The following is a 26,565-nucleotide window of genomic DNA, read 5'->3' on the forward strand; positions in this document are numbered from 1 at the left end:
GTTCAGACTGCCTCGAACGGTTCGCCCTCGAGCGCGACGGATTCGCGTCCGTCCGGTCCGACCGGCACGTCACCTTCGAGGGTGATGCGGTACAGGCGCCGGTCGTGTTCGGTGACGAGATCGCTCGGCGCGAGATGCACGGCGGATCGGTTGTCCCAGAATGCGATCGATCCCGGCTCCCACTTGAAGCGGACCGTGTACTCGGGACGGCCGAGTTCCTCGAAGAACAACCCGAGCAGACGCCGGCCCTCGTGCGGCGAGACACCCGAGATGTACTGCGTGAAGCCGGGGTTGACGTACAGCGCCTTCTCCCCCGTCTCCGGGTGCACCCGCACGACCGGGTGCTCGCTCACCAGGGGGCGACGTTCGACGCGGCGCAGGTAGTCCTCGGTCGGTTTCGCACCGTCACCCGGGGTGAAGCGGTGCACCGCGCGCAGTTCGTCGGCGAGTCGCTGTACGGGCGCCGACAGACCGTTGTAGGCCGCCACGGCGTTGGACCATTGGGTGTCACCGCCGTAGGGCGGGAGGGTCTCGGCGCGCAGGATCGACGCGAACGGCGGGTTGACCGCCGCCGTGACGTCGGCGTGCCAGCGCACCTTGTCGTAACCGCTGCTGTTCGCGATGCGCGCCTTGAAGCGGTCGCGGAAGATCGGGTAGATGGTCGGGTAGTCCGGATCGGGGATCGAGTCGAACAGCGGATGCGCCGGGGTCGGCTTCCCGAAGTACGACGAGAACCGCAGATGCTGGTCGTGGTCGAGGAACTGGTCGCGGAAGAACACCACCTTCCACTTCAGCAGCGCGTCGCGGATGGCGACGATCTCGTCCTCGGCGAGTTCGCGGGTCAGGTCGACGCCGCGGATCTCGGCTCCGGCATGGCCGGACTGAGGAACGACGTCGAGGCGGGTTGCGGCCTGGGTCATGGGACTACTCCTTCTATCGGTGGAACATCGGTGACGAGGTGACGGGCCGGATCAGGGAAGCGGATCCGGGACGCTGTCGTCCGCCTCGTTCTGCGCGACGACGATGTCGTTGTAGCGGCCGTCCACATACGGCGAGATGTCGACGGGGACGGACATCGTGCCCGTCTCGTAGAGCCCGTCCGCCACGCTCTGGAACAGCGCGATCGACTTCTCGTCGATCGGATAGAACCGTCCGGTACCCGTGTGGTCGAGCAGTTCACGGCCCTCGTCGGGTGTCATCCCCTGGGTGCCCACGTGATACGCCTCCACCCACTCGTCGGGATGCGAGGCGATCCAGTTGTTCGCGGCGACCGAGCGTCCGACGTAGTCGCCGATCGCCGCGGCCTTCGCGGGATCCTCGAGGGTCTGCTTCCGCACGATCAGGGTGTTGATGCCGGTATTGATCCCCGACCCGTCGCCGAGGATCGGCGGTGAGCCCACCTTGTAGTACTGCACGCCCGTGAGGATCGCGGCCTCCACGGCTCCCGAGGAGAAGGTCGGCGCGACCTCAGCACCGGCCAGTTCGACCGCGTCGATGTCGGTCTTCGGGTCGAGCCCGGCCTTCGCCAGCAGGCCCGCGACGATCATGTGCCGTCCCGTTCCGGGCGGGTAGGCGACCTTCCTGCCCTTCAGATCGGCCACCGTCTCGATGCCACTGCCCGGCTGCGCCACCAGGAAGTAACCACCGCTGCTGCCGGGATTCGCTTCCAGTGCGATCGCGACGATGTCGGTGATCCCGTTCGCGACCGCGATCGGGATGGGTGCCTCACCCAGGGCACCGATGTCGGCGGCACCGGAGCGCAGTGCCTCGATGACGGCCGGCCCACCGCTGAAATCGGCGAACTCGAGGTCGTACGGCAGGTCCTCCCCCGCCCCGGAGAGATAGAGGGGTTGCGAGCGGGTCGCGTTCTGCTCGGCGACGACGAGCTTCACACCGTCGGGGATGTCCTCGCCGGTGTGGGCGATCGTGGCCTCGGAGAGGGCTTCCTGCCCGTCGGCACCGCCGAGGCCGCACGCGGATGCCGCGAACAACACTGCGAGCGACGGCACCACGAGCCATCGCAAGCGAACACTACGAAACACAGTCGATCCTTCTCGGGAGGCGTCCGGACCTGCTGTCCGGACACAGATGGGAATACGGGCCGCGCTCAGCGCGAGTCGGGCTGGTCGCCGACACCGAGTTCGGTGAGCAGTCGGCGTCGCAGGGCGACGAACTCTCGGGAGTCGCGCCCCCTCGGTCGCGGCACCTCGACTTGCGACGACAGGGAGATCGCCCCGTCGGTGAGGACGATGACGCGATCCGCGAGCAGGATCGCCTCGTCGACGTCGTGGGTCACGAGGAGCACGGCGGGCCGGTGCTTGGCCACCAGCTTCTCGAGCAGGCCGTGCATGCGGATGCGGGTGAGTGCGTCGAGAGCTCCGAAGGGTTCGTCGAGCAGCAGCAGTTGCGGTTCGCGGACGAGTGCCCGGGCGAGCGCGACCCGCTGGGCCTCTCCCCCGGACAACGTTCGCGGCCATGCCTTCGCCTTGCTCTCGAGCTCGACCTCGGCGAGCGCATCGAGTGCCTCGGCTCGGGTCCGCGCGTTGTCCGGTCGCCCGATGTTGACGTTCGTCAGCACTTTCTGCCACGGCAGCAGCCGGGGATCCTGGAAGACGATGGCCTGTTTCGCCGGCACCCGGAGGTGCCCTTCGACGTCGGGATCCAGGGCTCCCAGCGCCCGCAGGAAGGTGGACTTACCGGACCCGCTCCGGCCGAGCAGCGCGACGAATTCTCCGGGGGCGATGTCGAGGTCGAGACCGTCGAGCACCACCTGCTCGCCGAACACGCGCCGCACGCCGCGGGCGACGACGACGGAATCGAGCGCGGTCCGTTCGGTCACATCAGTTGCCATCGAACGACCTCCTCCAGGTGAGCAGGCGGGCTTCGAGGGCACGCACGATGAAGATCGAGAGCAGACCGAGGAGGGCGTAGACGGCGATCAGGACGAAGACCACGTCGAGCTGGAAGTATTCGCGGGCGTCGCTCATCATCCGTCCCAGACCACGTTTGGCGTTGATGGTCTCGGCGAAGATCAGCGACAGCCACGCACCGGTCAGGGCGAGTCGCAGGCCGATGAGGAATCCGGGCAGCGCGCCCGGCAGGATGACCCGCCGGATCAGTTCGCGGCGCTGGACACCGAACGATCGTGCTGCTTCGACGAGTCCGGCGTCGACGCTCCGGATCGCGGAGAACGTGTTGATGTAGATCGAGACTGCCACGGCGAGGGTGATGAGCAGGACCTTCGGGGTCTCGCTGATACCGAACCACACGATGAGAAGCGGAACGAGCGCGAAATTCGGTACGGCACGCAGGATTTCCATATTGGCGTCGACGAAGTTCTCACCCACCCGCGACAATCCGGAGACCAGCGCGAGGACCAGACCAAGCGCGATGCCGATGAGCAGGCCGTTGCCGACCCGCAACAGGCTGACCGTCATGTGTTCCTGCAGTTCCCCGCCGGCGATCAGTCGCCACGCCGCGGTGAGCACCGACAGCGGTCGGGGAAGGACGTTCTCGCCGAACAGGCCGCTGGACGCGGCGAGTTGCCACGCCACGACGAGCAGGACCGGCCCGAGCAGCCGCTGGACCGAACGCGGAATGCGGGACGAACTGCGGGTCTTCCGGCTGATCGCGGTGGGATCGATCAGTCCCGATGGTCCGGTCATCGCAGGCGTGTCCGCCGCGTCCGGTGTGGTCCTGCGCGTCCTGTCGAGGATGGTCGCCACGATCAGCTCACCCCGGTCCGGCGTCGAAGCATGTGATTGCTCGTCATGGCCGCCGACAGTAGGGAGTGCCCGCACGGACGAACCACCCTTGTGATCGAGGTGATCGCAATCGGCCGCCGCGGAGGACGCAGCAGGAATCACCGTGATCACAACGGTTCGCTCCGCGTCGGAAATGGACTGCACTGGCAAGGATCTCTGTCGGGACTTCGGAAGGTGTCCGCCTTGCCCTCTCAGCTCCATCTCAACGTGTTCATCACCGGCGCCGGCCACCACGAGGCGTCCTGGCGTCTGCCCGGTACCGCACCGGAACGGGTCGACGACGTGCACTACTTCCGCGAGATCGCGCAGACGGCCGAACGCGGGAAGTTCGACTCGATCTTCTTCGCGGACGTCCCGGCCGTGGGTCGTCACTACGACCGTGTGGCCCAGAGCAGCTTCGAACCGCTCACCCTGCTGTCCGCGTTGGCACTGGTGACCGAGCGGATCGGGCTCATCGGCACGGTCTCGACGACCTATACCGAGCCGTACAACCTTGCGCGCCAGTTCGCTTCGCTCGACCACATCAGCCGTGGACGTGCGGGCTGGAACATCGTGACGTCCTGGTCGTCCGCCGCCGCGTACAACTTCGGTGTCGACGGACGACCCGGCCACTCCGACCGCTACACCCGCGCCGCCGAATTCCTCGACGTCGCAACGGCATTGTGGGACAGCTGGGAGGACGACGCGGTCGTGCTCGACCGCGACGCCGGCGTCTACGCCGATGCGAGCAGGGTGCACCGGATCGACCACGCGGGCACGCACTTCCGGGTGCGCGGACCGCTCGACGCGGCACGCTCCCCACAAGGCCGACCCGTGCTCGTCCAGGCCGGATCGTCCGCCGACGGTCGCGCGTTCGCCGCGCGTTACGCCGAGGCGATCTTCACTGCGCAGGTCGACCTCGACGATGCGCGCGTGTTCTACCGCGACGTCAAGCGGCAGGCCGCCGAGTTCGGACGCGATCCCGAGGCTGTGAAGATCCTGCCCGGCCTCTCCCCGATCGTGGCGTCCACCGAGGCCGAGGCGCGGCGCATCGAACAGGATCTCGCCGACCTGTCGATCCCCGAGGTCGGACTGGCGCACCTGTCGGCGCGGTTCGACGACGTCGACCTGTCGGGCTTCCCGCTGGACGGACCGGTGCCACTGCACGCTCTGCCCCGCCCCGAGGACGTGCAGGGAGCGCAGAGCCGATCACGCATCATCTTCGACCTCGTCGAGCGCGAGCCGGGTCTGACGCTGCGCGAGTTGCTGCACCGGCTGGCCGGGGCCCGCGGTCACGGCACGGTCGTCGGCACACCGGAACACGTCGCCGATCGCATCGTCGCATGGTTCGAGGTAGGCGCCGCGGACGGTTTCAACATCACGCCGCCCTACCTGCCCGGCTCGTTCGAGGTCTTCGTCGACGAGGTCGTGCCGATCCTGCAGCGTCGTGGAGTGTTCCGCACCGAGTACGAGGGCACCACACTCCGCGACCACTACGGACTGTCGCGGCCGGCCGGACTGTTCTCGCAGGTCCCCGCCTCATAGCGGAGCAGTTTCGCCGCTCGGTCGTACTGTGGAGCCATGTACTCGTACAAGGTGGTCGAGATCCGCGAAGGCATGTTCGGTGGCAAGATGTCCGGCGACAAACTCGAGAAGATCCTCAACGACCACGCCCGCCAGGGGTGGCGTCTGAAGGCCATCACCTCGGCCGACATCAAGGGACGGGTCGGTCCCGGCGGCGTCGAGGGAATACTCGTGACGTTCGAACGCGAGGAGTGAACACGATTTCGGTGGTTCCGGCCCCGCTGAGCGGGGGTGGAACCACCGAAATCGGTCCTCTGCGGGTCAGGAGGCGAGCAGGCGGCGGAACGAACTGCGGTGGAACACGATGGGTTCGACGTCGGCGTCGGTGAGCAGTTCGTTGATGCGCAGCACGACGATGGCGTGATCGCCCGCCGGGACCTCCTGCTCCACCGTCACGTCCATGCGCACGCTCGTGCCGGACACGAACAGGGCACCGCCCTCGCGGCTCTCGATGTCGATACCGGCGAAGCGGTCGCCGTTCTTCGCGGCGAGCACCCGCGCGGCACCGTCGTGCTCCTCGCTGAGCACGCTGATGCCCAGGTGCGGGAGCGACGACAGTCGCGGCCACGTGGTCGAGGTGTTCTGCACGCAGAACGAGACGAGCGGCGGGTCGAGGGACACCGGCACGAAGGTGCTCGCCGCCATCCCGATCCGCTCCCCGTCCACCTCCGCGCAGATCGCGACGACGCCCGAGGGGACGTGCGCGAATGCCTGACGCAGAGACGGTCCGTCGAGAGTGGTCATGAGGCAGCCTCGTTTCGGAGTGCGGCGGACAGCACCGGCGACCAGCGTTCGGCGTAGTCCGCGATACGGGTATCGGTTGTGTAGGTCGAATCGTGAAGATACAGGCCGGGCGCCGGGGTCGTGGCGCCCAGTTCCACCAGGACGGGCTTGAGCAGCAGGTCGGGCGCGAGTGCGTGAGCGGGCCCGGCACCGAGCATGAGCGGCACGGCGACGACGTCGCGCAGTCCGTCACCGGTGGCGAACTGGTCGAGGAACAACTTGAGGACGCCCGTGTAGGTGGCCTTGAAGGTGGGGCTCGCGAACACCACGAGATCGGCGGCCGCGACGGTCTCGACAGCGGCGGCGACCTTCTCGTCGCCCCAGCCGAGCAGCCCCGCGCCGAGTGTGATCACGTCCACAACGTGATCGGGCTCTCGCCCGGTGAGAGCCGTGGCGAGGCGGGCTCCGGCGTCGAGGGTTCGAGATGCGGGCTTCGGGTTGCCCGCGACGACAACGATCGTCACTGGAGTTTACCTTCCGGATCGGCCCTCCGGCGGAGAGCGAAGTACACCGCCATCCTTCTCCCCGGTCACACGGACCGGAACCGTTTCGATCCGGACGAGCGGAAACCTCGACGCCCCCTCGGTAGGGTCGGGTGGATGAGTGTCGCGGAATCACAGTCAGCCCCCACCGACGGTCTCGCGGGTTGGGCGCTCGACCTGATGGACCGCCTCGGCGGTGTCGGTGCCGGGATCGCGATCGCTCTCGAGAACTTCTTTCCTCCGCTGCCCAGCGAGGTCATCCTGCCGCTCGCCGGGTTCGCGGCGAGCCTGGGCAGCTTCACCCTGTTCGGTGCGCTGTTCTGGACGACCCTCGGTTCGGTGGTCGGCGCTCTCGGTCTGTATTCGATCGGCCGCTGGGTGGGTGAGGACCGGATCCGTAAGGTCGTGCGGAAGTTGCCGCTCGTCGACGTCGAGGACCTCGATCGTTCGACCGCGTGGTTCGAGCGGCACGGACGCAAGGCCGTCTTCTTCGGTCGGATGGTGCCCGTCTTCCGCAGTCTCATCTCCATCCCCGCCGGTGTCACACAGATGCCGATCTGGCAGTTCCTGGCCTTCACCACCGCGGGCAGTCTGATCTGGAACTCGATCTTCGTGCTGGCCGGTTACCAGCTCGGCGAGAACTGGAGCGCCGTGGAACCGTATGCCTCGGTGCTGCAGTACGTCGTGATCGCCGTCGTCGTCGCGGTGATCGGTTACGCGCTCGTGAAGCGGATCCGCTCGCGGTCGAAGGACAGTGCTTCGGAGAGCCGCGACTGACGGCTCAGCCCCACACGGTGATCGCCGCGCACGCGCCCGCGACGACCAGGACGGTGACGACGTCTCCGAGCCGCAGTCGCAGTGGCGGGCGGGTCGCCGATCGTGGTCCCCGCACCGACAGTGCATCGCCGAGATCGCGGACCTGCCGCATCGACACCGACACCACCGCGCCGACGGCGTCGATCACCTCGTGCCACCATCCCGCCGGATTGCGGAAGCCGGGCCGGCCGCGCACCTTGCGGGCGGCGAACAGCACGCGCATCTCGGCACGCACGGTCGGCAGCATGCGCAGCGCCAGCGCGCACACCGTCACCCATTCGTCGACGGGCAGCCGCACCAACCGCAGCGGGGCGAACAGGACCGGCAGGGCGTCGACGAGATCGGACAGCCGCGTCGTCCACCCGACCAGCGACGCAAGGACGAGCAGGCCCACGCCGAGCAGAATCGTCCGGAGGTAGGCGGTGAGTCCGCCACCCGCGGCGTTGAGTACCAGGCCGACGGCAAGGACCGCGAACACCCACCACGGAATCGTCGGGACCACCCCGCGGGGGATGCGCGCGACGAGCACGCCCACGCCCAGCACGGCGAGCAGGATGCCGAGCCCGATCCAGCTCGGCGCCAAACTCACCGCCACCGACAGTGCCGCTGCCGACAACACCTTCGTACCCGCCCACACCCGGTGCAGGGGTGTCTCCCGCGGCACAGGTCGCAGCAGGATGACGGGGCGGCGCTGCCGCGTACGTGTGCGACTCATGTGATCACCGCTCCCGTCTGCTCCACGATGCGTCCGTCCTCGAGAACCACGGTGCGCGAGCACACCTCTTCCATGCCGTGCAGGTCGTGGGAGATGACGACGATGGTGACGTGCTCGACCGCGCGCAGGTGGGCGAGGATCGAGACGACCTCGCGGCGGCCCTGCACGTCCAGCCCGGCCAGCGGTTCGTCGAGCACGAGGACCCGCGGGGTGCGAGCGAGCTGGGCGGCGATCGCGACCCGCCGCATCTCTCCTCCGCTGAGCCGGTCGATCGGGCGGTCGATCAGTTCGGGACGCAGACCCACCCGGTGCAGGACGGCGGCGACGTAACCGCGGTCGGTGTGCGGGAGTCCGGCCACCTCGGAGATCTCCTGCGCGACGGTCGGTCGTTGCAACTGGAGCCGGGCCTGCTGGAAGACCATGCCCACTTCCCCGTGCAGGTCGGCGGTCGGGGTGTCGTGCAGGACGGCCGTTCCGTGGGTGGGGCGCATCAGTCCGGCGACGATCCACGCGAGCGTCGACTTGCCCGAACCGTTCTCCCCGACGACGAGCATTCCTTCGCCGCGGCAGATCGTCAGCGACACCTCGCGCAGGGCGGTGTGCGCCCAGGGCGTGCCGGCCGCGTAGACGTGCGTGACGTCGCGTAGTTCGAGAACCGGCTGCGGGAAGGACGGGGCGGTCGCCGGGACCGGCGACGGCAGTGGCTGCGGCGCAACCCGCGGGACGATCCGGCCGTCGGCGATGTGCACGACGCGGTCTGCGGCGCGGGCTTCGTCGTCGAGGTGGGTGACGAGCACGACCGCGGTGCCGTCGTGCGCGACGTCCGCGAGCAGGCGGATCAGGTCCGCGCGACTGTCCGCGTCGACCATCGCGGTGATCTCGTCGGCGATGAGCAGTGCGGGTCGCCGGGCAAGAGCGCCCGCCAGTGCCAGTCGCTGCAGTTGCCCGCCGGACAGATCCTCCGTGGCGCGATCCTCCATCCCGACCAGGCCGACGCGGGCGAGCAGATCCTCGACGTCGACGTCGTCGATCCCCCACCGCAGGTCCTCGGCGACCGTGCGACCGAGCACCTGACTCTCGGGATGCTGCAGGATCATCGCGGTGCCACCGGGGCGTCCCGGCCCGACGGGCCCGGGACGGTCGACCAGGCCGACGGTCGGCTCCAGTCCCGCGAGCAGCCGCACGAGTGTCGACTTGCCCGAGCCGTTGCCGCCGACGATCGCGACGAACTCCCCCGGGTCGATCGTGAGGTCGATGTCCGACAGGGCGTCGCGGTCGGTTCCCGGATACCGGTAGCCGGCCAGACGCAGTGCGACGGGCAGCGGAGCCGGGTCGGCCGTGGGGTCCTGCTCGGGCCAGTCGACCGATCGGGTCGCCCACGTACTGCGCAGGGCGACCACCCGGAAGATCCCGAAGCACAGCAGTGCGGTGCCCACGGTCCCGATGAGCACTGCGCCACCGATCCACACCCACCACAGCCGCACCATGATCTCGAGGGTCCGGTCCCAGGTGTCGACGAACTGCTGGCCCGCACCCGCTGCCTCGAACGCCCGGATCGTGCCGCGCATGGATGCTTCGAGGGCCTCGAGCAGCAGCACCCTGGTCCGGTCGAACAGCAGCAGCAGACCGCATGCGGCGGCCGCGAGCAGCAACCCGGCCGGGACGGATCCGGCCAGCACCGCGAGCACCGCGGCGTGACCCCACCGGCGGTGCGCGAACCCGACGAGCGTTCCGATACCGGAGAGGACGACGACCGCGGCGACGGCGAACGGCCCACCGGCCACGAGCGCAACCACCCCGGCGGCGACCGTCGCGGCGACGATCGCGCGCAGGCGGCCGGTCGCGGCGAGGAAGGCGACGGGCAGCGCGACCAGCACTTGGGCGACACCGACGGGTATCAGTCCCGCGACGACCGACAGCACAGCCGTCAACGTCCCGAAGACTGCCGCTGCGGCGGCCTCCGGTGGTCGTAGAGGTCCCCGTGTCCTGGTCACCGATCGCACCGGGCCCAGTCTGCCAGCCGCTAGGGCGACCGCACGTTCTCCGGTGGCGTCATCTCCACCCGCACTCCGACGAGCCGCACCTCCCGCTCGTGATCGAAGCGGTCGAGCAGTCCGACGGCCGCATCCGTGACGGTCGCGAGGTCCGTGGTGGGCGACGGAAGAGCGACGCTCGCGGTGTGGGTGACGAACGGCGCGTAGCGGATCTTCAGCGCGACCCGCACTCCCTCCCGTCCCTCCCCGCGGACGTCGTCGACGGCCCGCGCCGCGAGGTCGCGTACGCACTCGGTGATCGCGTTCCAGTCGCCGACGTTGTGTTGGAAGGTCGTCTCCCGGCTGCGCGACCGCGCCACCCACGGTTCCGCCGACACCTCCGTCGAGCCCGCACCGGCGCCGAGGCCGACGAGCCACGGACCGATCTTGGGTCCGAACCGCGCTGCCATCTCGTCGACCGGGGCACGCGCCAGCTCGCGGACCGTGCGGATGCCCATGGCGTCGAGTTTCTTCACCGTGCGCGAACCGATGCCCCACAGCGAATCGGGTGAGCGCTCCCCCATCACCTCGAACCAGTTGTCGCGCATCAACCGGAAGATCCCGCGTGGCTTCCCGAATCCCGTCGCGATCTTCGCGCGCAGGACGTTGTCGCCGATCCCGACGGAACAGTGCAGCCCGGTCGCGTCGAGCACGGCGGCCTGCACCGCGCGCGCGAACGCCTCCGGATCGTCGGTCTGCACACCCATGAACGCCTCGTCCCAGCCGAGCACGTCGACGACCGTGCCGAAGCCGCGAAGGGTGTCCATCACGACCTGCGACACCTCGTTGTAGGTATCGGCGTCGACAGGGAGGAAGACCGCGTCGGGGATCTTGCGTGCGGCGACCCGCAGCGGCATCCCTGACCCCACCCCGTGCTCGCGCGCCTCGTACGACGCGGTGGAGACCACGCCGCGCTCGGTGGGATCACCGCGACCGCCGACCACCACCGGATGGCCCGCCAACTCCGGATTGCGCAGCACCTCGACCGCGGCGATGAACTGGTCGAGGTCGACGTGGAGGACCCACTGGTCGATGCCGGGCGTGCCCATGCCGACAACCGTAGGACGCGCGGTAAGTGTGCGTTCGAGAATTCCGACAGTGTCCGGGTTCGCTCGCCGAAACGAGGTTTGCCCCTGCTGCAGCAGGGGCGAACCTCGGTTCGTGCAGCGAGGATCCGATTCAGTTCTGCGCCGCGGGCAGCATGTGCCCCATCCGTCGCCGCTTCGTTTCGAGATACCGCACGTTCGCCGGTGCGACGCCGACGTGCAGCGGTTCCCGCCCTGCGACGACGATGCCGTTGTCCTCGAGTCCGGCGATCTTGGCGGGGTTGTTGGTGAGCAGTCGCACCGAGCCGATGCCGAGATCGTGGAGTATCGCCGCGGCGCCGCCGTATTCGCGTCCGTCGGCCGGTTCGTCGAGTTCGAGGTTGGCTGCGACCGTGTCGAAGCCGCCGTCCTGCAGTCGGTAGGCCGCGAGCTTCTTGAGCAGGCCGATCCCCCGGCCTTCGTGTCCGCGCAGATAGACGAGGACGCCGCCTTCCTGAGCGATCCGTTCCAGCGCGGTATCCAGCTGGGGGCCGCACTCGCAGCGCTGCGACGCGAACGACTCGCCCGTCAGACACTCCGAATGCACCCGGACCAGCGGGGCGTCACCCAACGGTCCGGCGATGAGCGCCATGTGATCGGCGCCGGTGTGGCGGTCGAGATAGCCGACGGCACGGAAGGTTCCGAAGCGGGTCGGCATCGATGCCTCGTCGGCCCTCACGACCCGTCCGGACGGCACCACCGGTGACGGAAACGGATGCGCCGCGCGGTAGCGGATCAACTCCTCGATCGTGAGCACGGGCAGGTCGTACTGCGCTCCCAGCGCTTCGATCTCCGGCATGCGCATCATCGATCCGTCGTCGGAGACGAGCTCGGCGATCACACCGACCTGCGGCAGACCCGCGAGTGCACACAGGTCGACGGCGGCTTCGGTGTGACCGGGACGCTCGAGCACTCCACCGGGGCGGGCCCGCAACGGCAGAATGTGGCCGGGGCGGATCAGATCGCGCGAGGTGGCCGTCGGATCGGCGAGCACACGCAGGGTCGTAGCACGATCCGCGGCACTGATGCCGGTGGTGACGCCTCGCGCGGCGTCGACCGTGACGGTGTAGGCGGTCTGCTTCGGATCCTGGTTGTCGGCGACCATTGCCGGCAGGTCCAGGGCGTCGGCGCGGGCACCGGTCATCGGGGCGCACAGCAGACCCGAGGTGTGTCGGACGGTCCACGCGATCCATTCCGGGGTCGCGTGCTGCGCGGAGAGGATGACGTCGCCCTCGTTCTCCCGGTCCGCGGCGTCCGAGACGAGGACCGGCTTGCCCGCCCGCAACGCCTCGAGCGCCGCCTCGATGCGGCTCACGACGCCACCAGACGCCGGAACGAGCTGCGGTGGAAGACGATCGGTTCCGTCGCGTGATCGGCTTCGTCGCAGAACAGTTCGTGCACGCGCAGCACGACGATCGCGTGATCGCCGGCCGGCACCTGCTGTTCGATCGACACGTCCATCCGCACACCGCAGCCGTCGATGAACAACGCTCCGCTGTCACGGGTCTCGGTCTCGATGCCCCCGAACCGGTCGCCGTTCTTAGCTGCGAGCACCCGGGCCGCGATGTCGTGTTCGGACGACAGGACGCTGATGCCCAGGCGCGGCTGCGCTTCGAGCTTCGGCCAGGTGGTCGAACTGTTCTGCACGCAGAACGCCACCAGCGGCGGGTCGAGGGAGACGGGAACGAAAGTGCTTGCGGCCATGCCGATCCGCTCACTGCCGGTGTCGGCGCAGATCGCGACGACACCCGAGGGGACGTGGGCGAACGCGCGGCGCAGGGTGGCGCCGTCGAGGGCGAGGGTGGTCATCGTGCCTCCGTCCGGATGGTGGATCGCAGCACCGGCGCCCAGCGCTCGGCATACTCGGCGATCCGGGTGTCGGTGGTGTAGGTGGAATCGATCAGGTACAGCCCCGCGGCGGGGCAGGTGGCGCCGAGCTCGACGAGCACGGGCTTGAGCAGCAGGTCGGGCGCCATCGCATGGGCCGGTCCGGCGCCGAGCATGAGCGGCACCGCCGTGACGTCGCGTAGTCCGACGCCGGTGGCGAACTGGTCGAGGAACAGCTTCAGGATGCCGGTGTAGGTGGCCTTGAAGGTCGGGCTGGCGAAGACCACGAGGTCGGAGGAGGCGACGGTCTCGACCGCCTCCTTCACCGCGTCGTCGCCCCAGCCGAGCAGGCCCGGGCCGAGGGTGACGACGTCGACCACGTGATCGGGGGCCTCCCCGGTGAGCGCGGTGGCCAGCACGGTGGCGGCGTCGAGCGTACGGGAGCCGGGCTTCGGGTTACCGGCAACGACAGTGACCTTCATGTGGATCTCCTTTCGGGCGAGGCTTTCCGCCCGTCACCGGATATTCGACCCGACGTCTGTGTCGGGAGTGCGACCGGAATGTGGCGTACATATTGCGCCGTTGCACATCGCCCCCGCAGACCGTTCACCTGCGGAAACTGTGCGACGCGGCGGTGATACCGCGGAAAACTCGATCTATCCGCCGGTGGGGACCGACCGGGCGAGGCGCTCCCGGAACGTGCCCTCCGCGTATTCGTTGCGGGCGAGTCCGCGGCGCTGGAGTTCGGGGACCAGACCGTCGAGCACCTCGTCGAGGTAACGCCGGGTGATGAGGCCTCCGCCACCGTGGAAGAGCAGGAAACCGTCGCCGCCGACGATCTCCATCGCTTCCTCCATGCGGTCCGCGACCGTCGCCGGCGTTCCGACCAGGTCGAGGGAGGTGGATTCGCCGGTGCTTTCGAGGACCTGCCGGAGCGAGGATCCCTCGGTCAGCCGCTTCATCGTGTCGAGGATGCTCTGCGCCCCGTTGGTGGTGGCGTCAGAGGGAATCGGTGCATCGAGATCGTAGGTCGAGAAGTCGATCTCGGAGATGTTGGACAGCTGGACGATCCGGCGCAGGAAGTTGTCCGACTCCGGCGAGTACATGCGGTCGCGTTTCGCAGCTGCTTCGGCGTCGGTCTCCCCCAGGATCGGTGTGACCATGTAGAGCACCCGGCATCGGTCCGGATCGCCGCCGCTGCGTTCGATCCGTTCCCGGATGCCGTCCCGGTACTTCTTCATGGCGTCGATGCCCACCGGGACGGAGACGATCAGGTCGGCCCATTCGGCTGCGAAATCCATGCCCGCGGGTGATCCGCCGGCCTGGCACAGGACCGGCCGTTCCTGCCGACTCATGGGGGCGGCCGGGCCGTTCACCCGGTAGTAGCGGCCGTCGAAGTCGATTCCGTCGGTACTCGACCACATCTCGGAGGTCACGCGGAGGTACTCGTCGGCGCGGAGGTAGCGCTCGTCGTGTTCCCACAGCTTCTCCAGCCCGACGTTCCGCGCCGCGAGGTCCTCGAACGAGGTGACGATGTTCCACCCGTTCCTGCCGTCGGACAGTTCGTCGAGCGTCGCCTGCATCCGCGCCAGCCGATCCGGTGGATACAGGCTCGTGCTCATGGTGGTCACCACGCCGAGGCGGCTGGTCTCCTGGGAGATGGCCGCCGCGAGCGGAAGCGGATCGTGTTTGGGGGCCTTCACGGTGGCCTTGAACTCCGCGACCATGTCACCGCCGAAGTTCTCCGGAACGACGCTCGAATCCTCGAGCATGACGAAGTCGATGCAACTGCGCTCGAGGGCCTTGGCCATGTCCACGTAGAAGCTGCCGTCGGTCCATGCCCGCGGATCCGGTCCTGCCCAGGGCCGGTTCCATCCGGTGGGCATGTAGTTGACGAACCATCCGAGCGTCATCGGCTCGTTCATACCGGTACCTCCTGTTCGGCGTGATACGGGACGAACTCGAAATCGGATGCGCTCAGACCGAATCGGTCGCGGAGGAGACCACCCCTCGGAGCGGGCACGAGCGCTGGTAGCGTCTCGTGCAGCACCTGCCCGAGCAGACGGCCGTCGGTGACGCCGCAGAAGGCGTAGCCGTCGGCCGAGGTCACCGGGGGTGCGGCCGTGGCCTCCCCCGCGACTTTCAACAGCACGCGATCCGCGCTCGCCCGCGCTCCGGGAATGTCCTCCTCGGATCCGACGACGAGAACGTCGGCGACGTCCGATTCTGCTGCGTTCGGCCGATATTCGGCGAAGCGCACCGCGCGTCCCTGTGGTGGGCGGGGCGCGTTCAGCGGACCGCGGGTGGAAAAGTAGGGGCCGTGATAGTTCGTGACATGGACGCAGTCGGCATCGACGTATCTCCCGGAGGGCACGTCCGCGACGAGAGCGTCGGGCTCCCACGAGTTGCCGAGCGCGGCGGTCGCGGCGAGATAGTCGGCGAGCGCGTCCTGCCGTTCCGCTGCGGTCGCGGTGCCGGCCGACCAGCGTCCACTGTCGTCGGAACAGGTGGTGCCGGTGTCGCGACCGGAGACGAACCATCCCGCGCGGCCGCGGGTCAGGGCGTCGAGCGTGCCCAGGGCTCGGGCGGTGAGGAAGGGCGGCCGGCTCCACGGTGAGATCTCCGCGACGAGACCGATCCGCGGCGCACGCCGTGAGGCCGCTGCGGCGAGCAACAACGCCTCCGGGCAGTCCGCCTCGTCGGGAAGGACCACCGCATCGGCACCGGCGAGATCGAGGTGGAGGACGGTGCGGAGCATCGTCGCAGCGTTGCCGGGTTCGAGGAACCACACGGCTATCGGGCTGGTGGGCATTCGACCTCCTCGGAGACGTCGGTGAGGAATTCGATGTAGTGCTCGAGGACCGTGGCGGGATCCTGGTCGAGGATGTATCCGCCGCCCTCGAGGGGGACGTACCGTGCGTGTGGGATCGCCCGCCTCGTTTCCGGGACGTAGGGATGGAGCACGTCGGAGGTGCCACACAGCAGGAGCGCCGGGGCCGCGACGGCCTCCAGCAGAGCACCGACATCGGTGGAGAAAACCGCGAGATACGCTTCGTGCCAACGCAGTCCGGCCCGGAGCTTGTCCACCACCTCGCGATGCCGGAGCGCGACGTCCGGCGCGAACGCGAGGTCCGCATCGATCGTTCCGACCTGTTCCCAGGCCGTCAGCAGATGTGCACCGTCGGCGGCCGGCGTCATCGCCGTGACCCCGGCGTGCCACCGGGCACGGTCCTCCGGCGACATGGCCACCGCCCCGACCATCGCCAGACTCGCGGTCCGGCCGGGGTGACACGCTGCGATCGTCGCTGCGATGGCGGCACCGGTGTGATGCCCCAGCAGGTGCGCGTGCAGGACACCGAGGGAGTCGAGCAGCGCGATCATGTCGTCGGCCCACCACTGCAGGGCGTACTGCTCACGTGGGGCGAAGGACATCCCGAAGCCCGGAGTGTCCGGGGCGATCAGCGTATAGCGCTCGCCGTGACCGGCCTCGAGGAACTTCGCGGCGAACGCCTCGTACATCTCCGACGACGAGGCCGTCTGGTGCAGCAGGAGCACGACCTCGGGGCCCGACCCCGCCGTGCGGGCGTGAATCTGCCCGCACGGCGTGTCGACATAGATGCGATACATCATCAGCTGAACGAGCGGAGGTTCTCGCGCAGCGTGGAGTGGGCGTAGTCGGTGCGCAGCAGACCGCGGCGCTGCAGCGCGGGAGCGACACCGTCGGTCATCTCGGCGATCGACTGGCGGCTGATGGGCTGTCCGTAGATGAGGAAACCGTCGCCACCGACCTCCTGCATGAACTCGTCCATCTGTGCGGCGATCGAATCCGGGGTACCGACCATTTCGGTGGTCTGGACGCGCATTCCGCTGAAGCCCTCGCGGATGGTGCGGCCGCCGAGCTGCTTGCGCCAGACCTCGAGCTGGCTCTGGTGGCCGTTGGTCGAGACGTCGTCCGGGATCGGCTGATCCGGGTCGAACTGGGAGAAGTCGATCTCCATGGTCGCCGCGAAGTGCGCCATCTGGACCTCGAAGTTGTGTTCCTTGCGGGCGTACCAGGCGGCGTTCTTCTCCTTGGCCTCCTGTTCCGTCTCACCGACGATCGGGTACACCACCGAGAACACCTTGATGTCGTCGGGATTGCGGCCGAACTTGGCCGCTCGGGCACGGATGTCGGCGCGGTATTCCTTCGCTCCCTCGACGCCGTGCGGGATGGTGAGGATGATGTCGGCGTGCTTGGCGGCGAAGTCGCGTCCGCGCGGCGATCCGCCTGCTTGGCAGAAGACCGGACGCCCGCCCGGTCCCGGAGGAACGTTCAGCGGTCCGCGCGACTTGTAGAAGCGACCTTCGTGGTGGATCGGATGGACCTTCTTGTAGTCGGCGTAGTAGCCGCTCTCCGGGTCGGCGAGGATGGCACCGTCCTCCCACGATCCCCACAGCTTCATCGCGACGTCGACGAACTCCTCGGCCATCTCGTACCGGAGATCGTGTTCCGGCAGTTTGTCGAGGCCGTAGTTCTGGGCGGCGAGGTCCTCGCTGGAGGTCACGATGTTCCAGCCCACTCGGCCACCGGTGAGGTTGTTGAGCGTCGCGAACTGCCGCGCCAGCTGGTAGGGGTGGTAGAAGGTCGTCGAGGCGGTGGCGATGATGCCGATGTGCTCGGTGGCGGCGGCGAGCATCGAGGCTGCCACGACCGGGTCCATCTTCGGTGCGTAGCGGGCATGCTTGAGTTCGATCTCGGCGGTGCCGCGGTAGATGTCGCTCACCATGAGCGAGTCCTCGATCATGAGGAAGTCGAAGCCGGCCCGCTCGAGGTTCCGAACCATGTCGACGTAGAAGCGACCGTTGAAGTAGTTGGTGGTGGCGTCGATGCCGCTGTACGGCGACTTCCATTCGGGGGCAGCGAGGTTGCCGAACCAGCCGAGACGGAACGGATCTGCAGTCATGTTCGTGGTCCTTCTCTTCGTCGAACGCGGTCCCGCTGTCGCGGGGCCCGGAGTCGGTGCCGTCGGGATCCGACGGCGAGGTCAGTGGGTTGCCAGGAGCGCGTCGTCCGCCGGGGACTCGCAGGCTTCGAGCAGTTGCTGCTCGGTCAATCGCGGACCGGACAGTTCGTCGATCAGGCGGCCGTGGTGGAGCACCAGCACCCGATGGCACACGGCCGCGAGGAGTTCGTGTTCACCGGAGAACACCACCACCGCAGCGCCCTTCGTCGCTGCTGCCATCGCGTCGGCGAGCAGGTCCTTGGCCGAGCCGGGATCCACACCCTGGGTCGGTTCGTCCAGGAGCAGGACCTTGGGGTCCAGTTGCAGCCATTTCGCGAACACGACCTTCTGCTGGTTGCCGCCGCTGAAGGCGGACATCGGCAGTTCGGGACGGTTCGGGTGGACGTTCACCTCGGTCATCAGCCGGGCGGCACGCTCACGCATCGCGTTGATGTCCAGCCCTTTCCAGCGCCGGTGCCGGTGCACCACGGGGAGGATCACGTTCTCCTCGGCGGTGCCTTCCACCCAGCATCCGTCACGCAGCCGGTTCCCCGGGACGAGGGTCATCCCGTGGTCGATCGCCTGCCGCGGATCACTCGCGCGCAGTTCGGTTCCGTCCACCACGACGGTTCCGGCGGTGGGCTTCTCGGCCCCGGCCAGGAGCATCGGCAGTTCTTCCTGCCCCATGCCCGCAAGGCCGGTGACGCCGACGACCTCGCCGGCGCGGACCGTGAGATCGACGTCCGTGACGCGCCGGCCGGTGAGTCCCCGCACCGTCAGGCGCGGGGCGCCGAACTCCACGCCGGGAGGGGCCGGGTAGAAGTCGTCCATGCGCCGCCCGAGCATGTGGGCGACGAGTTCGGAGCGACTCGTGTCCTCGATCGCGACCTCGACGACGTCGCGGCCGGCGCGCATCACCGTCGCGCGGTCGCACACCTCCATGACCTCGGCGAGCCGATGGCTGATGAAGATCACGCCGGCACCGGTGTCCGCGACGCGCCGCATGAGCGCGAGCAGCCGGGACGCCTCGGGACGGGGCAGAGCGGCGGTCGGCTCGTCGAGGATGAACAGCTGCTCGTCGGTGTTGCCGTCCATCAGGCGCATGGCCCGCACCACCGCGAGCAGGGCGCGCTCGGCGGGGCTGAGGGTCGACACCTGGGCGTCGAGCGGGAAGTCGAATCCGAGCCGGTTCATCAGTTCCCGGTAGACGGCCTTCTCCCGTCCGACCCGCACCGGGGCCAGCAGGCGGGCACCGTACCTGGCGTTCGCTCCCAGGTTCTCGAGCACGGTCATGTCGTCGACCAGCCCGATGTCCTGGTGGATGACGGCGATGCCGTGTTCGTGCGGAGCATCCACCGGCAGGGTCAGGGTACGGCCGAACACCTCGACCGAACCCTCGTCCGGTGTCACCACCCCGGTCAGCGACTTCACCAGTGTGCTCTTGCCGCAACCGTTCTGGCCGAGCAGAGCGTGGACCTCGCCGGGGCGGACGTGCAGGTTCAGGCCGTCGAGCGCGACCGCGCCACCGTAGGACTTGCGCAGGCCGACCACGTTGAGTGCCGTCATGTCCGGGCTCCTGCCCGGCGCTTGCCGACCAGCTTGGCGGCAGTGACGGACACGATGAGCGCGAGTCCGTAGAAGACGTTGGTCACCCAGGTCTGCGCGCCGAGCAACTGGAGTGCGGTGATGCCGACGGTCAGCAGGTAGAGGGCAGCGACGGTGCCCCACGCGTTGAACCGGCCCACGGTGATCGCGGTCGCGCCGAGGAAGGCCGCCGCAAAGGGCTGCAGCATGTACTGGGCGCCGACGCTCGGGTCGACCGCTCCGAAGTATCCGGCGAAGCAGATGCCGATGAAGGCCGCGATCAGGCCGGACACGATGTACGCCGAGGTCCGGATGCGGTCGACGGAGATGCCGGCCAACCGTGCCGCGGCGCGGTTGCCCCCGATGAAGACCGTGTACCGGCCGAGCGGCGTGCGCTGGTAGACGTACCAGAGCACCACCACGAGCACCCAGGCGTACCAGGTGATCATCGGCAGGCCGAGCAATTGCGAGCGGGAGAAGTTCACGAAACCGTCGGGGACGCCGGCCACGATCCGGCTGTCGGTGATCAGGTACGCGAAACCTGCCAGCGCCGTGTACGAGCCGAGTGTGGCGACGAACGAGTCGACACCCACCCGCACCACGATGAGTGCATTGATGGCTCCGACCAGCGCACCGAGGGCCAGGGCGGTGAGGATCGCGACGTAGGCCGGATAGCCGTTCTTCGTCATCACGGCCACGATCGCCGCTGTCGCCACCATCGTCTGCGAGATGGAGAGGTCGAAGTCTCCGAGTCGGAGCACGATAGTCGCGGTCAGAGCGAGCAGGAGCACCAGGGACTGGGCGTTGAGCATCGTGGTGAACAACGATGCCGTGCGGAACTGAGGGAGGGTGGCGACACACAGCAGGACGAGCAGTCCGAGTGCGCCGACGAGGGCCCAGCGTTCGAACGCCCCGTCGAAGCGGGAGGAACTCTTCGTCACGGGGGATACCGTCTCCGTGAGCGTCGTGTCGGGGGTCGTGGCGGAAGTCGTCATGGGATCTCCTGTTCGGCCGGTTATTGAGCCGAGGACCACGCGGACACGAATGCCGCCTGGTAGTCCGTATATTCGGGCGCGATCGACTCGACGCTCGCATCACCCACGTTGTCGGCGTCGACGACGCGGGTCGGGATCACGTAGCCCGGAGCGCTCTCACCGAGGATCGCGCGGGCGAGGTCGTCGACGGCCAGCCAGCCGATCCAGCCGGCGGGCGGGGTCGCGATGTCCATGTCCTGGCCGGAACCGCCCGCGATCGCGTCGAGGTTCGGCTGCAGACCGTCGCGGCTGAGCACCTTGGCCTTGGAATTGGCCGCGGCCAGCACGGGGTCCACGTAGGTCACGGCGCTGTCCCACACGGGGAAGATGTAGTCGATGTCGGGTTGGCGCTGCAGCGTGGTCTGCAGCTGGCTGCCCACATCGGTCGCCACATTGGCGACGTCGACGTCGATGATCATCACGGTGCAGTCGGGGCATTCCGCCTCGATCTGCGACTTCGCACCCTGGGCGAGGTAGTCCCACACGGTGACCGAGGTGGACGAGATGATCGCCAGGTTCCCGGCGCAGCCGCTGTCGGCCATGACCCAGTCGGCGGCCATCGCCCCGTCGGCGCTGAAATCCGCGGTGAGGTTGCCGTACATGCCCGACGGGACCGCGTCGTCCGGATCGGAGTTGAGGGTGTTCTGCACCGGGATGCCGGCGGCTTCGGCGGAGGCCAGTGCCGACGACACCACGCTCGGATCGATACCGACCAGGATGATGCCTGCCGCCCTCTGCGCGACGGCCTGTTCGATGCCTTCGTTGAAGCGGTTGGTCATGCCCTGACCGTCGAAGCGGACCACCTTCATCCCGGCGGCCTCGGCGGCTTCCTCGACACCTTCGACCATGTCCACTGAGAACTGGTTCATCGTCACGGTGATGAACCAGATGGTGTCACCTTGGAGCGCGGCGAGGTCCAGGGGTGCGGTCGGGGCGATCAGCTCGGACGGGGCGGTCGCGGCGGCGAGACGCGCCTGCACGCCGTCGACACATTCCTGCGCCGAGGCGGAGAGGGTCCTGTCCGAAGTGTCGTCCGATCCGACGTCGGTGGCCGCCGTGCAGGCGGACAGTGCGAGCGACGCACCGAGGAAGAGGGCCCCGACGGCCGTATGCTTGAGCGATTTCATGCGTTCTCCGGTTCCAGCTACACGCCCGTGATGCAGTGCATCGGCCGGGCACGGGATCGAGTTCACGGCGACACCACAACTCGTTCGCCTCAGTGACGACGCTCAGTCAACGCGGCATCGATTTCGCCGCCTGGTCGACGCATTTGCGCGTCGATTTCGCCGTGTAACCCTCTCGGGCGCTGCATCCGGTGAGCGATTCGTGCAGGTCGACGGGGTCGGCCGGTCCGAGCTCGATCCGGCATCCGGTCAATACGCCGAGAGCGCTCCCCTATTCGCCGGGGCCGCACTCCCCCGGAAAGCGGAAATGCCCGCATTCCTTCCGGAATGCGGGCACGTCCTCCCGAGTCGATCGTCAGGTGCGCGTCACTGCCTCCACCCGTTCGGGTGCCGTGCCGAGCGGGAAGGACACGCGATCGGCCCGGTAGTACGAGAAGGTGTACTCCTGCACGGTCCCCTCCACATCGCGCAGGAGCTGTTCGCGCATGAGTACGGGGGAACCCTCGCGCAGGCCGAGTACGCGGCGGTGTCCGTGTCGCAGGCGACGGCGTCGATCACGGTGTCCACCTTGCCCAACGGGACGCCGTAGACCAGTGCGAAGGCGTCGGCGAGACTCGGGCAGCGTTGCCACACCTTGGGCTGCTCGTACCGCTCGCGGTAGTAGGCCATTCGCACCCCCAACGGTTCCACGCCGGAACTCGTCACGTGTTCGAAGACGTGCTCGACGAGTCCCACACGGGTGTCGTGGGTTCCGAGACGCGTCCTGATGGACGGCCCCGACGGCACCACGCGATTGTCGGTCTGCCGCACCGCGAAACCGGGCGGGGTGTGCCACGGCAGGATGTCGTCGACGGGGACCTGGAAATACTCCTGCCGCACACGGGTTCCCGTACGCCGGCGCCGTTCCACCAGTCCGTCGGCCGCGAGTTGCTGGAGTGCCTCCCGGACCCGGGCCCGCGGAATACCCATGGTCTTGACGAGGCGGTCCTCGACGAGTTGTTCGTCGTCGACGAGAAAACCCGACCGGATCAACGATCGGATCAAGCCGTATGCGCGGCGTGTCTGATTCGTCGAACCTCGCACTGATGAATCGTCGCGACGCATGTCCTGCTGCACTGTGCCTCCTGGAACACCGACCGGACTCCACGCCGGTCATGGGTCGTTTATATCCCATCGGCGTTTCGAAATCGTTACGAGGACAATCCCACTCGACTCCGATGTCTCTCAGCGCAGGGGGTGGTGTCGCTCCGGGTCCTGCCCGCCGGTCGCGTGCAGGTGCGGAGAAGCAACCGCGGCGGTCGACGGGCGCCCGTGGACGAAGGTGACACGGTCGGCGCGGTAGTGATCGAATGCGATCTGGATGGGGCGCTCGTGGGAGTCGTAGAAGGTCTGGTTGCGTACGACGACCGCGGAACCCTCGGCGATCCCGAGGATCCGGGCGGTGCGCGCGTCGGCGGTCGTCGCTCCGATCGAGGTGTCGATCCGGGACACGGTGCGTCCGAAGAACCGGGCGGCGACCTCGCTCATCGCCGCGCGCCCGTCGTAGCTCACCGCTTCGAAGGACGCCCGGAAGTACGCCGTGCGGATACCGATCACGGTGCCGTGCAGCACGAACGTGTTCTCCACCATCCGCAGGCGACGATCCGAGGTCGACAGCCGGGTCCTGAGCAGTGAGGTGCTGGGAACCGTGCGCTGTTCGGTGATGACGATGTCCATCTCGTCCGGCGGTCCGTCGGCGAGACGGATGTCCTCCAACGCGATCCGCACTCCCGTGTTCACCACGATCGTGCCGCTGCGCGGATGCCGTTCGACGACTCCCTCGTCCGCCAGTTTCCGGAGTGCCTCACGGACGGCGGTGCGGCTCGCGTCGAGGTGGGCGATCAACTGGTCCTCGACGAGCACCTGGTCCTCGGCGTAGATGCCGTGGTGCACCGAGGCCAGCAGCATGTCGTGCACGCGCCGCGAGAGGGTGTTGCGGTTGCCGGCCGAGCCACCCACCGCGCGGGGATGCGTGGCTCGCTCTCTCATGATGACGTTCTCTCTCATACTTCTCGGTCTCCGGAAATTACGGGCCGGTGGACAGCGGAGGTGCCGAAACCGGTCGAGGACCGCATCGGGTGGATGCGGTCCTCGACCGGTGCCACCGGATCAGAACTCGTGGATGTTCTCGTTCAAGGTCGTGTAGGTGTATCCGTCGCGGATCGCTCCGCGACGCTTCAGTGCGGGGGCGAGTCCGTCGGCGATCTCCGCGATGCTGTGGCGGGTCATCGGCGAGTACAGCAGGAAGCCGTCACCCCCGACCTCGTCCATGATCTCCTCCATCTTCGCGGCCACGGTGTCTGGGCTGCCGACGAGACCGAGGTCGGTGATCTGGAACGACTCGGCCGCGACCTGCCGCAGGGTCTTGCCCTCGGTGTCCTGGAAGAGGTTGGCGATCGAGGAGCGCTCACCGTTGCCCTTGGACAGGTCGATGTCGGCGACCGGAGTGTCGAGGTCGATCGCACCGAAGTCGATGCGCCCGCCGCTCGTGTAGCTCATGTTCCAGAGGTTGTACTCCACCGCGGCATCGGTGTACCGGTACCGGCGCAGCGCCTCGGCCTTCTCCCGCGCCTCGGCGTCCGTGGGCGCGACAATCGGGGTGGCGAGGAACAGCAGTTTGATGTCGCTCGGCTTGCGGCCGTGGGTGATCATCCTGCGGTGGATGTCGTCCCGGTAGGCCTTCATGTCCTCGACGGTCTTGCACATCGCCATCTGCGTGTCGCCGTGGCGGGCGGCGAGCTCGCGGCCCGGCACCGAACCGCCGGCCGAGACGACGGGAATGTCGCGCTGCGGGCCGGGGATCGTGTTGAGGGGGCCGCGCGAACGGAAGTATTTGCCCTCGAAGTTGATGGGGTGGACCTTGGTGTGGTCGGCGTAGATGCCGTTCACGTCGTCGGCGACCACGGCGTCGACATCCCAGGAGTGCTGGAGCTGCTTGACGACGTCGACCCACTCCTCGGCCATCCGGTACCGCTCGTCGTGATCGAAATGTTGCTCGAAGCCGAAGTTCTGGGCCACGCGGTCGGTCACCGAGGTGACGACGTTCATGCCCACCCGGCCCTCGGTGAGGTGGTCGAGCGTGGTGTAGAGGCGGGCGGCGAGATAGGGGTGGTACTGGATCGTCGAGACGGTGGGAACGATGCCGATGTGCTTGGTGCGCTGGGTCATCAGCGGCACGAGGGGCATCGGATCGTTCTTCGGTGCCATGAAGCCCCGTCGGAGCGACACCTCCGCGGAACCGTTGTAGCTGTCCTCGACCATCGCGGTGTCCTCGATGAGGATGTAGTCGAAGCAGGCGCGCTCGAGCGAGGCCGCGAGATCGACGTACAGGTCCGGCTTCATCCAGTCCCGCATGTTCGCGCCGGTGTACACACCGTCGCCGCCGGCCGGGTTCCAGGGCTGGATGCCGAAGCCGCTTCCGAGAAACCATCCGAGATGAAACATGTCTTCCGCCTTTTCTTTCCGAAACTGGGTGACCGCATGTCCGCGGTGGCGTGTGAAGTGTCGTCGGTGAGCGGCGGCGATTCGGTTCCGTAGCGGTAACGCGCGCGTTGCGCGAGTCTTCGGAGCGGGGTTCCGGAGCGTTCGTCCTGATACGGGACGAGTGCCCCGCCGTGTTGCGCAACCGTGACAGCCGCGCAATACGACGAGGCACTCGCATTCGACGATCTCGCGGCCCGTCTCAGCGCGTGGAGCGTGACGCCGTGCGGCGCCGCACCGCGCCGGACAGCGCGACCGCGACCACCAGTGCGCCGCCGTAGAACAACTGCTGGACGAAGCTGGCGACACCGAGCATCTGCAGGCCGACCACCCCGGCGACGAGGAAGTACACCGCGACCAGCGTGCCGAACGCGTTGAAGCGGCCGGGGACGATCGCGGTGGCGCCGAGGAAGGCGGCCGCGAAGGCGGGCAGCATGAACGACTGGCCCGAAGACGGGTCGGCGCCACCGAGCATGCCGGCGTAGACGATGCCGGCCAGAGCCGCGACGAGCGCGGAGGTGACGAGTACGCCGCCGCGGATGCGGTCGACGTGCAGGCCGCTGAGCCGGGCCACCTGGGCACCGCGTCCGACGAAGAGCAGTCGGCGTCCGATCGGGGTGTACTGGAAGACCACCGCCATGATCAGCACCAGGGCGAGGGCGTAGTAGAACTGCAGCGACACCCCGAAGATGCGGGTGCCGATGGTGGCGTCCACGAGTGCGGCGTCGACACCGGTGACCGAGGTCGAGTCGGAGATCCACTGCACCACACCGAGGACGACGGTGCCGCTGCCGAGGGTCGCGATGAACGAGTCGATCTGCAATCGCACGACCAGCAGTGCGTTGATCAGGCCGACGACGAGGCACGCGAGTACGGCGACGGCGATGGCCGGTAGCAGCGACCAGCCGTGTTGCACGTTCAGCACCGCGATCGTCATAGCGGCCAGCGACATCGTCGACACGGCCGACAAGTCGAACTCACCGGCGGTGAGCGGGACGATCAGTCCCAGGGCCAGGACGAGCAGGACGGCCTGGGATCCGAGGATGTTCTGCAGGTTGTTGGCGGTCGGGTAGGTCTCGGGTCGCAGGGCACTGAACACGACGATGACGGCGATCAGGGCCAGGACGAGTGCGTACTTCTCGAACAGCGGACCGAGAGAGCGACGGGGGCGCGCGGGATCCGATTCGGTGGATGCGGTTTTCGCGGTGGTGCTCTTGTCGATGGTGACGGACATCAGGCGATCACTTCCTGTCG

The 26,565-nt window shown here is 68.1% G+C and carries 26 protein-coding genes and 1 pseudogene; 3 read left to right on the forward strand and 24 right to left on the reverse strand.

Annotation, left to right across the window (positions count from 1 at the left end):
• Positions 1-2: 2 nt before the first annotated feature.
• The 4 genes from ACWPOC_RS07275 to ACWPOC_RS07290 all read right to left on the reverse strand — a co-directional run bounded on the left by ACWPOC_RS07275 (position 3) and on the right by ACWPOC_RS07290 (position 3,665).
• Positions 3-920 (reverse strand): TauD/TfdA dioxygenase family protein, encoded by a 918-nt coding sequence (locus ACWPOC_RS07275; protein WP_455408285.1) that lies wholly within the window; start codon positions 918-920, stop codon positions 3-5.
• A gap of 51 nt (positions 921-971) precedes the next feature.
• Positions 972-2,042 (reverse strand): PhnD/SsuA/transferrin family substrate-binding protein, encoded by a 1,071-nt coding sequence (locus ACWPOC_RS07280; RefSeq protein ID WP_455408286.1) that lies wholly within the window; start codon positions 2,040-2,042, stop codon positions 972-974.
• Positions 2,043-2,107: 65 nt separating this feature from the next.
• Positions 2,108-2,851: an ABC transporter ATP-binding protein gene (locus ACWPOC_RS07285; protein WP_051032979.1), complete on the reverse strand. Its 744-nt coding sequence runs from the start codon at positions 2,849-2,851 to the stop codon at positions 2,108-2,110.
• Complete coding sequence (locus ACWPOC_RS07290; RefSeq protein WP_455408287.1) at positions 2,841-3,665, reverse strand: ABC transporter permease; 825 nt, start codon at positions 3,663-3,665, stop codon at positions 2,841-2,843. The genes ACWPOC_RS07285 and ACWPOC_RS07290 overlap by 11 nt, the downstream gene beginning before the upstream one ends.
• A 273-nt stretch (positions 3,666-3,938) precedes the next feature.
• Between ACWPOC_RS07290 and ACWPOC_RS07295 the strand changes: the two genes are divergently transcribed.
• Positions 3,939-5,288, forward strand: coding sequence for an LLM class flavin-dependent oxidoreductase (locus ACWPOC_RS07295; protein WP_455408288.1), 1,350 nt, complete (start codon positions 3,939-3,941; stop codon positions 5,286-5,288).
• Positions 5,289-5,324: 36 nt separating this feature from the next.
• Entirely contained in the window at positions 5,325-5,522 is a 198-nt protein-coding gene (locus ACWPOC_RS07300; RefSeq protein WP_016692073.1) for a DUF4177 domain-containing protein, read from the forward strand.
• Between the two features lie 66 nt (positions 5,523-5,588).
• On the opposite strand, the gene ACWPOC_RS07305 is transcribed toward ACWPOC_RS07300, so the two are convergent.
• Positions 5,589-6,071: a flavin reductase family protein gene (locus ACWPOC_RS07305; protein ID WP_016692074.1), complete on the reverse strand. Its 483-nt coding sequence runs from the start codon at positions 6,069-6,071 to the stop codon at positions 5,589-5,591.
• Positions 6,068-6,574, reverse strand: coding sequence for an NADPH-dependent FMN reductase (locus ACWPOC_RS07310; protein WP_085469551.1), 507 nt, complete (start codon positions 6,572-6,574; stop codon positions 6,068-6,070). Before ACWPOC_RS07310 ends, ACWPOC_RS07305 begins: the two co-directional genes overlap by 4 nt.
• 135 nt (positions 6,575-6,709) lie before the next feature.
• Here ACWPOC_RS07310 and ACWPOC_RS07315 point away from each other — a divergent pair, with 135 nt between their 5' ends.
• Positions 6,710-7,369, forward strand: a complete 660-nt coding sequence (locus ACWPOC_RS07315) for a DedA family protein (protein ID WP_447816467.1) — start codon at positions 6,710-6,712, stop codon at positions 7,367-7,369.
• A gap of 4 nt (positions 7,370-7,373) precedes the next feature.
• Here ACWPOC_RS07315 and ACWPOC_RS07320 read toward each other — a convergent pair whose 3' ends face one another.
• The 18 genes and pseudogenes from ACWPOC_RS07320 to ACWPOC_RS07405 all read right to left on the reverse strand — a co-directional run bounded on the left by ACWPOC_RS07320 (position 7,374) and on the right by ACWPOC_RS07405 (position 26,545).
• Entirely contained in the window at positions 7,374-8,123 is a 750-nt protein-coding gene (locus ACWPOC_RS07320; RefSeq protein WP_258260426.1) for an energy-coupling factor transporter transmembrane component T family protein, read from the reverse strand.
• On the reverse strand, positions 8,120-10,117 hold the full coding sequence (locus ACWPOC_RS07325) for an ABC transporter ATP-binding protein (RefSeq protein WP_455408289.1): 1,998 nt from the start codon (positions 10,115-10,117) through the stop codon (positions 8,120-8,122). The genes ACWPOC_RS07320 and ACWPOC_RS07325 overlap by 4 nt, the downstream gene beginning before the upstream one ends.
• Positions 10,118-10,146: 29 nt before the next feature.
• Entirely contained in the window at positions 10,147-11,205 is a 1,059-nt protein-coding gene (locus tag ACWPOC_RS07330) for a DNA polymerase IV (RefSeq protein WP_455408290.1), read from the reverse strand.
• Between the two features lie 130 nt (positions 11,206-11,335).
• Positions 11,336-12,556 carry a bifunctional 3,4-dihydroxy-2-butanone-4-phosphate synthase/GTP cyclohydrolase II gene (locus tag ACWPOC_RS07335; RefSeq protein ID WP_033098024.1) on the reverse strand — a complete coding sequence of 407 codons (1,221 nt, stop codon included), beginning with the start codon at positions 12,554-12,556 and terminating at the stop codon, positions 11,336-11,338.
• The gene (locus tag ACWPOC_RS07340) at positions 12,553-13,050 is read right to left on the reverse strand and encodes a flavin reductase family protein (RefSeq protein WP_159418760.1); all 498 of its coding nucleotides are present in this window, start codon (positions 13,048-13,050) and stop codon (positions 12,553-12,555) included. Before ACWPOC_RS07340 ends, ACWPOC_RS07335 begins: the two co-directional genes overlap by 4 nt.
• Positions 13,047-13,550, reverse strand: a complete 504-nt coding sequence (locus tag ACWPOC_RS07345; RefSeq protein ID WP_006552858.1) for an NADPH-dependent FMN reductase — start codon at positions 13,548-13,550, stop codon at positions 13,047-13,049. The genes ACWPOC_RS07340 and ACWPOC_RS07345 overlap by 4 nt, the downstream gene beginning before the upstream one ends.
• A gap of 174 nt (positions 13,551-13,724) precedes the next feature.
• On the reverse strand, positions 13,725-14,993 hold the full coding sequence (locus tag ACWPOC_RS07350) for an LLM class flavin-dependent oxidoreductase (RefSeq protein WP_039958221.1): 1,269 nt from the start codon (positions 14,991-14,993) through the stop codon (positions 13,725-13,727).
• A complete protein-coding gene (locus tag ACWPOC_RS07355; RefSeq protein WP_229580226.1) occupies positions 14,990-15,880 on the reverse strand; it encodes an LLM class flavin-dependent oxidoreductase in 891 nt (296 codons plus the stop codon). The genes ACWPOC_RS07350 and ACWPOC_RS07355 overlap by 4 nt, the downstream gene beginning before the upstream one ends.
• Positions 15,862-16,698 carry an alpha/beta fold hydrolase gene (locus tag ACWPOC_RS07360; RefSeq protein ID WP_006552855.1) on the reverse strand — a complete coding sequence of 279 codons (837 nt, stop codon included), beginning with the start codon at positions 16,696-16,698 and terminating at the stop codon, positions 15,862-15,864. The genes ACWPOC_RS07355 and ACWPOC_RS07360 overlap by 19 nt, the downstream gene beginning before the upstream one ends.
• Positions 16,698-18,011 carry an NtaA/DmoA family FMN-dependent monooxygenase gene (locus ACWPOC_RS07365; RefSeq protein ID WP_085469544.1) on the reverse strand — a complete coding sequence of 438 codons (1,314 nt, stop codon included), beginning with the start codon at positions 18,009-18,011 and terminating at the stop codon, positions 16,698-16,700. Before ACWPOC_RS07365 ends, ACWPOC_RS07360 begins: the two co-directional genes overlap by 1 nt.
• 81 nt (positions 18,012-18,092) lie before the next feature.
• A complete protein-coding gene (locus tag ACWPOC_RS07370; RefSeq protein ID WP_006552853.1) occupies positions 18,093-19,616 on the reverse strand; it encodes a sugar ABC transporter ATP-binding protein in 1,524 nt (507 codons plus the stop codon).
• Positions 19,613-20,629 (reverse strand): ABC transporter permease, encoded by a 1,017-nt coding sequence (locus tag ACWPOC_RS07375; RefSeq protein ID WP_016692089.1) that lies wholly within the window; start codon positions 20,627-20,629, stop codon positions 19,613-19,615. The genes ACWPOC_RS07370 and ACWPOC_RS07375 overlap by 4 nt, the downstream gene beginning before the upstream one ends.
• Before the next feature lie 20 nt (positions 20,630-20,649).
• A complete protein-coding gene (locus ACWPOC_RS07380; RefSeq protein ID WP_455408291.1) occupies positions 20,650-21,795 on the reverse strand; it encodes a sugar ABC transporter substrate-binding protein in 1,146 nt (381 codons plus the stop codon).
• Between the two features lie 352 nt (positions 21,796-22,147).
• Complete coding sequence (locus ACWPOC_RS07385) at positions 22,148-22,279, reverse strand: hypothetical protein (RefSeq protein WP_455408292.1); 132 nt, start codon at positions 22,277-22,279, stop codon at positions 22,148-22,150.
• A 434-nt stretch (positions 22,280-22,713) separates the two neighbouring features.
• A pseudogene (locus ACWPOC_RS07390) lies at positions 22,714-22,896 on the reverse strand (GntR family transcriptional regulator); the annotation flags it as partial.
• 120 nt (positions 22,897-23,016) lie between these two features.
• Positions 23,017-23,820 carry a GntR family transcriptional regulator gene (locus tag ACWPOC_RS07395; protein WP_230791987.1) on the reverse strand — a complete coding sequence of 268 codons (804 nt, stop codon included), beginning with the start codon at positions 23,818-23,820 and terminating at the stop codon, positions 23,017-23,019.
• A gap of 120 nt (positions 23,821-23,940) precedes the next feature.
• Positions 23,941-25,275 (reverse strand): NtaA/DmoA family FMN-dependent monooxygenase, encoded by a 1,335-nt coding sequence (locus ACWPOC_RS07400; protein WP_006552848.1) that lies wholly within the window; start codon positions 25,273-25,275, stop codon positions 23,941-23,943.
• A 238-nt stretch (positions 25,276-25,513) separates the two neighbouring features.
• Positions 25,514-26,545: an ABC transporter permease gene (locus tag ACWPOC_RS07405; RefSeq protein WP_455408293.1), complete on the reverse strand. Its 1,032-nt coding sequence runs from the start codon at positions 26,543-26,545 to the stop codon at positions 25,514-25,516.
• Positions 26,546-26,565 lie beyond the last annotated feature (20 nt).

It is taken from the genome of Rhodococcus sp. 5G237, assembly GCF_053764735.1.